Raw genomic sequence first — 9,214 nt, forward strand, 5'->3', positions numbered from 1 at the left:
ATGCCCGACACCACGTCGACGGCCTCGCAGAACACCCGCGTCGAGTGGTTTCCGACCCAGTAGCTGGTGGCGTGGTTGATGGTGTTACCCGGTGAACCTCGCACGCCGAACATCTGCCGGGTCGGGTGCTGCAGCGGCCCGAACGCCGAGATGTTCTGGTTGCCATAGCGGTCGATCTGGTTGGCGCCCATCACCACATGCCGGCGCCCCCACGCCAACGTCTCGAAGACCCGGCCGAACGGCATCCAGCCCTCGATAGCCCCGGACGCACCCAACGCCGGGGTGCCCGCCAGCAGCAGTGCCTCGCCGTCGGTCAGCAGGATGTCGGGGGAGAACGTCAGCCGGGCGAGACGCGCTCCGATCGACGCCAGCGTGGTCATCGGGCTGACCATGATCTCGCCGGCGTCGCGGAACAACTCGGCGCAGGCGGTCGCACATACCTCGGCGCGCGTGGGTGAATCCGTCATGCCCGCTCTCCGAACATCCGGATCGCCGCCTGATAGTCGTCCTCGCTGCCGGACAGATAGGTCGCCGCGAACTGTGCCCAGCTGTCGTCGGCTTTGGCGGCTTCGGCGTAGTGGCGCTGGAATCTCTCGTCGCGGCCGTAATCGGCTGCACCGGTGGTGAAGTGCGCACCGCCGGGTGCTTCCACCACCGCGTCGACCATCATGCGGTTCACCAACAGGGCCTGGTGCGGCACCGACTTGACCAGCTCCTCGGTCGGTATCACCTGCTCCACCGACAGGAACCTCCGATCGGCGGCCATCAGAAACAAGTCGTCGAAGTACGGGTCGACGCCGGTATAGGCGGCATTGCCGCGGGCGTCACCGAGGTTCATGTGCGCAAATGCAGCGTCGAGCCGCAACGCCGGCATTGCGATCAGGGATTCGTGACCTCCACCCGGCGCAGGGTAGGGACTGGTGATCGTGGCCAGCTCGTCGCCGAAGAAGTCGAGCACCGAGCTGCCCAGCCCGGCCCGGGTCGGCAGGAACGGCAGCCGTTGCGCGGCAGCCTGCAGCCCGCAGCGCAGCATGCCCTCGTCCATCTCGCGAGCTTCGATGGCGCCGGACGTGCGGGCTTTGGCGAACCACGGGTCGTAGAACGGCGGCGAGTCCAGCGACACGAAGCCGTAGTAGACCTTGCGCACCTTGCCGGCCGAGCACAGCAGCCCCAGGTCCGGCCCGCCGTAGGTCACCACGGTCAGGTCCTTGACGCCGCTGCGCAGCATCGCGCGCACGAACGCCATTGGCTTGCGCCGCGATCCCCACCCGCCGATGCCGATCGTCATGCCGTCGCGCAACTCGGCGACGGCATCGTCGAGCGTGGTCAGCTTGTCGGTCATTTCTTCTCCACGAACGCATCGCGGTGCTCGTCGGCAACCCCGGCGAGGTTGAGCTCGAAAGTGAAGCCCTGCTCCATGCGGTAGCTGGCGTTGACCCGCTGCACGTCGATGAAGTTCAGCGCCTCCTTCGCGGCGCGGATCACCCGGGTGTCCTTGGCGGCGATGTCGCGGGCAACCCGCAGCGCGGCCTCGTCGAGCTGATCACGCGGCACCACCTCGTGTACCGAGCCGAAGTGGTGCAGGGTGGCCGCATCCACGGTGGCGGCGGTGAAGAACAGCCGGCGCATCATGTGCTGCGGGACCAGCCGGGACAGGTGCGTCGCCGCGCCCAGCGCACCCCGTTCCACCTCCGGCAGCCCGAAGGTGGCGTCGTCGGAGGCAACGATCACGTCGGCGTTGCCGACCAGTCCGATGCCGCCTCCGACGCAGAAGCCGTTGACGGCGGCCACCACCGGAACCGCGCATTCGTAGACCGCGCGGAACGCGGCAAAGCAGCCGCGGTTGGCGTCGATCAAGGCGGCGTATCCTTGGCCGGCAGCTTGGGTGCGCTGCATCTCCTTGATGTCGACGCCGGCGTTGAAGCCACGCCCTTCCGCCCGCAGGATCACCACGCGGGTGGTCGGGTCGGCGCCGGCGGCGGTGATGGTGTCGGCCAGTTCGAACCAGCCGCGCGAGGGGATGGCGTTGACCGGGGGATAGTTGACGGTGACCGCGACGACTCCCGATCCAGAGCCCGGTTCGATGGTGGTGGACGTGATCGTCATGCGCACTTCCTGAAGACGATTGACCTGAGCAAGCACTTGCTTGGTACGCTAGCACAGTGTCTACAGGGTCTACAGGGACCGACGAGATCAACCTCGGCTTGACCGGTCGGGTGGTCTTGGTGACGGGCGGAGTCCGTGGCGTCGGAGCCGGGATCAGCTCGGTCTTCGCCGGCCAGAAGGCGACGGTGGTGACCTGCGCCCGGCGCCCGGCCGATGGCTTGCCCTATGAGTTCCACGCCTGCGACGTGCGTGACGACGCCGCCGTCAAGGCCCTGATCGACACGATCGTGGCGCGGCATGGCCGGCTGGACATCGTGGTGAACAACGCCGGCGGCTCCCCGTACGCCCAGGCCGCCAATGCCTCGGCCAACTTCAGCCGCAAGATCGTCGAGCTGAACCTGCTCGGTCCACTGCAGGTTTCCCAACACGCGAACGCACAGATGCAGACCCAGCCCGCAGGTGGGTCGATCGTCAACATCTCCAGCGTCAGCGGCCACCGGCCCAGCCCCGGCACATCCGCCTACAGCGCGGCCAAGGCCGGCGTGGACAACCTCACCGCCACCCTGGCGGTGGAGTGGGCGCCCAAGGTCCGGGTGAACTCGGTGGTGGTCGGCATGGTCCAAACCGAGCAGTTCGAACTGTTCTACGGCGACGCCGATTCGGTCGCCGCCGTCGCGGCCACCGTGCCGCTGGGCCGGCTGGCCAGACCGGACGACATCGGCTGGGCGACAGCGTTTCTGGCTTCTGATATCGCCTCTTACATCAGCGGGGCCACCCTGGAAGTGCACGGCGGGGGCGAATCGCCGGCATACCTGCAAGCATCGAGTGCCAACAAGTAAGGGGACACTTCCATGGGACTTCTCGACGACCGGGTGGCCGTCGTCACCGGCGCCGGCGGCGGAATCGGGCGGGCGCACGCGCTGGCGTTCGCCGCAGCGGGTGCGACGGTGGTGGTCAACGACATCGGTGTCGGCCTGGACGGGTCACCCGCCGGTGGCGGCAGCGCCGCGCAGGGAGTTGTCGACGAGATTGTCGCGGCCGGAGGTGTTGCGGTGGCCAACGGCTCCAACGTCGCCGACTGGCAGCAGGCGGAGGCGTTGATCCGGACCGCGGTGGATGACTTCGGCGGTCTGGATGTGCTGGTGAACAACGCGGGCATCGTCCGCGACCGGATGCTGGCCAACACCAGCGAGCAGGAGTTCGACGCCGTCATCGCCGTACACCTCAAGGGGCACTTCGCGACCATGCGGCACGCCGCAGCCCACTGGCGCGCACTCGCCAAGGACGGCAGAAGCGTCGATGCCCGGATCATCAACACCACGTCCGGCGCCGGCCTGCAGGGCAGCGTCGGGCAGGCCAACTACAGCGCCGCCAAGGCCGGAATCGCCGGGTTGACGCTGGTGGCCGCCGCTGAGCTGGGCCGCTACGGAGTGACGGTCAACGCGATCGCCCCGTCGGCGCGCACCCGGATGACCGAAACCGTGTTCGCCGAGATGATGGCCAAACCCGACGAGGGATTCGATGCGATGGCGCCGGCGAACATCTCGCCGCTGGTGGTGTGGCTGGGCAGCGCAGAGTCGCGCGGGGTCACCGGCAGGGTGTTCGAAGTCGAGGGCGCCATCATCCGGGTTGCCGAGGGCTGGGCGCACGGCCCACAGGTCGACAAGGGCGCCACGTGGGATCCCGCCGAGCTGGGCCCCGTCGTCGCGGGTCTACTGGCCAAGTCGCGGCCACCGGTTCCGGTCTACGGGGCATGACTCCCGCCTGCAAGTACCGCCCGCGAGTGCCGCCTGCGCCGAACGTGAAGCTGTTGGGGAATCCGGGACGGATTTTTCGCAACAGCTTCACGTTCGGCGGACGCGGGTTCGGCGGGCTGCGGGTCGCAGACCCTAACGCTTGACGAACGGTTGGATGTGGCAGACCAGCACCACGAAAGCTAGATCCGTTCGATGATGGTGGCGCCCGACAGGGCGCCGCCAGCGCAGATGGTGATCAGCGCGGTGGTCTGGTCGGTGCGTTCGAGTTCGTGCAGCGCGGTGACGATCAGCCGGCTGCCGGTGCAGCCGACCGGATGCCCCAGTGCGATGGCGCCGCCGTTGACGTTGACCCGATCCATGTCCGGCTTGTGGACGTTCGCCCAGGACAACACCACCGACGCGAACGCCTCGTTTATTTCGATGACGTCCATGTCGCCGATCTTCATGCCCGCCTTCTCCAGCACCTTCGCGGTGGACTGCACCGGGCCGTCGAGGTGGTAGTAGGTCTCGGCGCCCATGAGCACCTGGCTGGCGATCCGTGCTCGCGGTGTGAAGCCCAGCGCTTTAGCCCTGTCTTCATCCATCCACAACACCGCCGCGGCGCCGTCGGAGATCTGCGACGACGTGCCCGCGGTGTGGATAGCACCCTCGATGACCGGCTTCAGTTGGGCCAGGGTCTGCATGGTGGTGTCGCGCGGGCCCTGGTCACGACCGACCATGTGCCGCTCGGCGGTGGGCCGTTTGTTCTCGTCGAGCACCGGTGCCTCGATCGGCGAGACCTCGCGGTCGAAGCGGCCTTCGGCCCACGCCTGCTTGGCCAGCTGCTGGGACCGCACGCCGAAGGCGTCGACGTCGGCACGGGTGATCCCGCGGCGCTTGGCGATCCGCTCGGCGGCGTCGAACTGGTTGGGCAGGTCGATGTCCCACGACGCCGCACGCCAGTTGTGCTCCGGGCCGGCGCTTTCGCCCAGGCCGACACGGCTCATCGCCTCGACTCCGCAGGCGATGCCGATGTCGATGGCGCCGACGGCGATCAGGCCGGCTATCAGGTGGTTGGCCTGCTGACCGCTGCTGCACTGGCTGTCGATGGTGGTGGCGCCGACGTGTTCGGGCAGGCCTGCGGTCAGCCACGCGGTCCGGGTGACGTTGTTGGACTGTTCGGCGTACTGCGTCACGCAGCCGCCGACGACCTGTTCGACGTGGCCTGCGTCGATGCCGGCCTTGTCCACCAGCGCCTTCTGCACCGCGCCGAGCAGTTCGGTCGCATGCAGCCCCGACAGCCAGCCGTTACGCTTGCCGATCGGACTGCGGGTAGCTTCGACGATCACTGGATTCCCCATGCCACCAACCTAGAACACGTTCCAGTACTCTGACAAGCGACGATGCGTCGTCGCTTTTTGTCCATGTCGCGACCATGTTTTACTGAAACTTGAACACTAGAACACGTTGCATTGAGGAGTAGACGCATGCCGATTCCCGATCAGGCCCCTACCCTTCCCGCAGGGTTCGACTTCCTCAACCCCGACATCAACGTGCAGGGCCTTCCCGTCGAGGAGTTCGCCGTGCTGCGCCGCGCGGCGCCGGTCTGTTGGATCGACCAGGCACCCGGCAAGGGGGGCGGGTTCAACGACGGCGGCTACTGGGCGATCACCAAACACAGCGACGTCAAAGAGGTTTCACTGCGCAGCGACGTCTTCTCCAGCTACGACAACTGCGTCATCCCGCGTTTCGAAGACGACATGCAGCGGGAGAACATCGAAGTTCAGCGGTTCGTGATGCTCAACATGGATGCACCGCATCATACCCGACTGCGCCGGATCATCTCCCGTGGTTTCACACCGCGCGCGATCGAACGGCTGCGCGATGAGCTCGACAAGGGAGCGCAGAACATCGTCACAGCGGCCGCAGCTACCGGATCCGGTGACTTCGTGGAGCAGGTGTCGTGCGAGTTGCCGTTACAGGCGATCGCCGGTCTGCTCGGGGTGCCGTTGGAAGACCGCGACAAGCTGTTCCGTTGGTCCAACGAGATGACCGGCAGCGAAGACCCTGAATACGCCGACGTCGACGCGCAGGCCTCGTCGCTGGAACTGATCACCTACGCCATGCAGTTGGCCGCCGACAAGGCGGCCAACCCTGGCGAAGACATCGTCACCACGCTGATCAACGCCGACGTCGACGGCGAGAAACTCTCCGACGACGAGTTCGGTTTCTTCGTGGTGATGCTGGCGGTGGCCGGCAATGAGACCACCCGCAACTCGATCACCCAGGGCATGATGGCCTTCACCGAACACCCGGACCAGTGGGAGCTGTTCACAAAGGCGCGCCCGGAGACCGCCGCCGACGAGATCGTCCGCTGGGCCACCCCGGTGACGTCGTTCCAGCGCACCGCGCTGACCGACTACGAGCTGTCCGGGGTGCAGATCGCCAAGGGCCAGCGGGTGGTGATGTCTTACCGCTCGGCCAACTTCGACGAGGAGGTGTTCGACGATCCGTTCACGTTCAACATCTTGCGCGACCCCAATCCGCATGTCGGATTCGGCGGCACCGGGGCGCACTACTGCATCGGCACGCATCTGGCCCGGATGACGATTCAGCTGATGTTCGCTGCGATCGCCGACCACATGCCCGACCTCAAACCGCTGGCCAAGCCGGAACGGCTGCGCTCGGGCTGGCTCAACGGCATCAAACACTGGCAGGTCGACTACACCGGTAGCTGCCCATCCGCTCAGCACCATTAGGGAACTTCGAAAATGCTCGGTGTCCAAATCCGCGACGAACTCGCCGCCGACTTGGCGCAGGCAGAGCGGAGCCGGGTTCCGATCTCACCGCTGACGGACACATATCCCGCTATCGACGTGGTAGATGCCTACCAGATCCAGTTGATCAACATCCGCCAGCGGGTTGCCGAAGGCGCCCGGGTGATGGGGCACAAGGTCGGCCTTTCGTCAGCAGCGATGCAGCAGATGATGGGTGTCGACGAACCGGACTACGGACACCTACTGGACGAGATGCAGGTATTCGAAGACGTGCCGGTACCGGCGGCCCACTACCTGTATCCGCGGGTGGAGGTGGAGGTGGCCTTCCTGCTGGCCGAGGATCTGCCCGGCTCCGGCTGCACCGAGGCCGAGGTGCTGGCCGCGATCGAAGCGGTGGTTCCGGCGATCGAACTGATCGACACCCGGATCGCCGATTGGCGGATCAAGCTGTGCGACACCATCGCCGACAACGCTTCCTCGGCCGGGTTCGTGCTGGGTAAGCAGCGGGTGTCGCCGGCCGACATCGACATCAAGAGCATCGATGCGGTGTTGACCCAGGGCGGCGAGGTGGTGGCCAAGGGCCGCAGTGACGCGGTGATGGGCAACCCGCTCACCGCGGTGGCGTGGCTGGCGCGCAAGGTGGAAAGCTTCGGGGTGCGCCTGCGAGCCGGCGACATTGTGTTGCCCGGCACCGCCACCCGGCCCGCCGACGTGCGAGCGGGTGATGTTTTTGTCGCCGATTTCGCCGGGCTGGGTTCGGTCCGGCTGGTTTTCGAATAGAGGAACGCTAATGCCTGATAAAGCGTCAGTCGCGGTCGTCGGGTCGGGCAACATCGGTACCGACCTGCTCTACAAGGTGCTGCGGTCGCAGTGGCTCGAGCCGCGCTGGATGGTCGGCATCGACCCGAGCAGCGAGGGTCTGGCGCGGGCGGCCAAACTCGGCCTGGAGACCACCCATGAGGGGGTGGACTGGCTGCTGGCCCAAGACGAGAAGCCCGACCTGGTGTTCGAGGCCACCAGCGCCGCCGTGCACACGGCGGCCGCACCCAAGTACGCCGAGGCCGGGATCCGGGCCGTCGACCTGACGCCGGCCGCGGTGGGTCCCGCGGTCATCCCGCCGGCCAACCTGCACGAGCATCTCGACGCGCCCAACATCAACATGATCACCTGCGGCGGGCAGGCCACCATCCCGATCGTCTACGCGGTGTGCCGGGCGGTCACTGCGGCTACTGGGGTTACTGGGGTCGCCGGCACCGTGCCCTACGCGGAGATCGTGGCATCGGTGGCGTCGGTGTCGGCCGGGCCGGGCACCCGGGCCAACATCGACGAGTTCACCAAGACCACCGCCAAGGGCGTGGAGACCATCGGCGGCGCACAGCAGGGTAAGGCCATCATCATCCTCAACCCGGCCGACCCGCCGATGATCATGCGCGACACCATCTTCTGCGCCATCCCCACCGATGCCGACCGCGACGCCATCGCCGCGTCGATCGACGACGTGGTGGCGCAGGTGCAGACCTACGTGCCGGGCTACCGGCTGCTCAATGAACCGCAGTTCGACGAGCCGTCGCGCAACTCCGGTGGCCGCGCGGTGGTGACGACCTTCGTCGAGGTGGAGGGCGCCGGCGATTACCTTCCGCCGTACGCGGGAAACCTGGACATCATGACCGCGGCCGCGACCAAGGTCGGCGAAGAGATCGCCAAGGAGATGGCTGGATCAGCAGCGGCGGCGACAGGAGGCGCACGATGACCGGCGCCGACGATGCAGTGGGGGTACCTCCCGCTTGCGGGGGACGCAGCGATGAGGAGGAGGCGGCGTAATGAGCACCGGTATCTGGGATGTGCGGATCACCGACACGTCACTGCGTGACGGCAGCCACCACAAACGCCATCAGTTCACCAAAGACGAGGTGCACGCCATCGTCGCGGCGTTGGACGCGGCCGGCGTGCCGGTCATCGAGGTGACCCACGGCGACGGGCTGGGCGGGTCGAGCTTCAACTACGGCTTCTCCAAAACCCCCGAGCAGGAACTGATCAAGCTGGCCGCCGACACCGCCAAAGAGGCCAAGATCGCGTTTCTGATGTTGCCTGGGGTGGGCACCAAAGACGACATCATGCAAGCCCGGGACAACGGCGGGTCGATCTGCCGGATCGCCACCCACTGCACCGAGGCCGACGTGTCCATCCAGCACTTCGGTCTGGCCCGCGAACTGGGGCTGGAGACGGTCGGCTTTTTGATGATGGCGCACACCGTCGGCCCGGAAAAACTCGCCGAGCAGGCCCGGATCATGGCCGACGCCGGCTGCCAGTGCGTCTACGTGGTGGACTCGGCCGGCGCGCTGGTGCTGGAGGGTGTCGCCGACCGGGTCGCCGCACTGGTCGCCGAACTCGGCCAGGACGCCCAAGTGGGCTTCCACGGGCATGAGAACCTCGGATTGGGCGTGGCCAACTCGATCGAGGCGGTGCGGGCCGGAGCCAAACAGATCGACGGGTCGGCCCGGCGCTTCGGCGCGGGGGCCGGCAACGCGCCGGTGGAGGCGCTGATCGGGGTGTTCGACAAGATCGGTGTCAAGACCGGCATCGACTTCTTCGACA

9 protein-coding genes and 2 pseudogenes are annotated in these 9,214 nt (G+C 66.9%); 7 read left to right on the forward strand and 4 right to left on the reverse strand.

Annotated features, from left to right (window positions below; translation table 11 throughout):
• The 3 genes and pseudogenes from ipdB to echA20 all read right to left on the reverse strand — a co-directional run.
• A pseudogene (gene ipdB, locus AC2VON_RS19625) lies at positions 1-467 on the reverse strand (cholesterol ring-cleaving hydrolase subunit IpdB); the annotation flags it as partial.
• Positions 464-1,342: a cholesterol ring-cleaving hydrolase subunit IpdA gene (gene ipdA / locus AC2VON_RS19630; RefSeq protein WP_486954448.1), complete on the reverse strand. Its 879-nt coding sequence runs from the start codon at positions 1,340-1,342 to the stop codon at positions 464-466. The gene ipdA and the pseudogene ipdB, both read right to left, overlap by 4 nt.
• Positions 1,339-2,106, reverse strand: coding sequence for a (7aS)-7a-methyl-1,5-dioxo-2,3,5,6,7,7a-hexahydro-1H-indene-carboxyl-CoA hydrolase (echA20, locus tag AC2VON_RS19635; RefSeq protein ID WP_486954449.1), 768 nt, complete (start codon positions 2,104-2,106; stop codon positions 1,339-1,341). The genes ipdA and echA20 overlap by 4 nt, the downstream gene beginning before the upstream one ends.
• A 56-nt stretch (positions 2,107-2,162) precedes the next feature.
• Between echA20 and AC2VON_RS19640 the strand changes: the two genes are divergently transcribed.
• Positions 2,163-2,945, forward strand: a complete 783-nt coding sequence (locus AC2VON_RS19640) for an SDR family oxidoreductase (RefSeq protein ID WP_486954450.1) — start codon at positions 2,163-2,165, stop codon at positions 2,943-2,945.
• Between the two features lie 12 nt (positions 2,946-2,957).
• Positions 2,958-3,863, forward strand: a complete 906-nt coding sequence (locus tag AC2VON_RS19645; protein ID WP_486954451.1) for an SDR family oxidoreductase — start codon at positions 2,958-2,960, stop codon at positions 3,861-3,863.
• Between the two features lie 179 nt (positions 3,864-4,042).
• On the opposite strand, the gene AC2VON_RS19650 is transcribed toward AC2VON_RS19645, so the two are convergent.
• On the reverse strand, positions 4,043-5,203 hold the full coding sequence (locus AC2VON_RS19650; protein WP_486954452.1) for a steroid 3-ketoacyl-CoA thiolase: 1,161 nt from the start codon (positions 5,201-5,203) through the stop codon (positions 4,043-4,045).
• A gap of 126 nt (positions 5,204-5,329) precedes the next feature.
• On the opposite strand from AC2VON_RS19650, the gene AC2VON_RS19655 reads away from it, so the two are divergent.
• The 5 genes and pseudogenes from AC2VON_RS19655 to dmpG form a co-directional block, all read left to right on the forward strand.
• Complete coding sequence (locus AC2VON_RS19655; RefSeq protein WP_486954453.1) at positions 5,330-6,601, forward strand: cytochrome P450; 1,272 nt, start codon at positions 5,330-5,332, stop codon at positions 6,599-6,601.
• Positions 6,602-6,613: 12 nt separating this feature from the next.
• On the forward strand, positions 6,614-7,399 hold the full coding sequence (locus tag AC2VON_RS19660) for a 2-keto-4-pentenoate hydratase (RefSeq protein WP_486954454.1): 786 nt from the start codon (positions 6,614-6,616) through the stop codon (positions 7,397-7,399).
• Positions 7,400-7,409: 10 nt separating this feature from the next.
• Positions 7,410-8,369, forward strand: coding sequence for an acetaldehyde dehydrogenase (acetylating) (locus AC2VON_RS19665; protein WP_486954455.1), 960 nt, complete (start codon positions 7,410-7,412; stop codon positions 8,367-8,369).
• Positions 8,318-8,440 (forward strand): annotated as a pseudogene (locus tag AC2VON_RS19670) (hypothetical protein); the annotation flags it as partial. The gene AC2VON_RS19665 and the pseudogene AC2VON_RS19670, both read left to right, overlap by 52 nt.
• Positions 8,440-9,214: 4-hydroxy-2-oxovalerate aldolase (dmpG, locus tag AC2VON_RS19675; protein WP_486954456.1), on the forward strand; the 775-nt coding region annotated here is incomplete at its 3' end. The pseudogene AC2VON_RS19670 and the gene dmpG, both read left to right, overlap by 1 nt.

It is taken from the genome of Mycobacterium sp. TH-M82 (genome assembly GCF_057473605.1).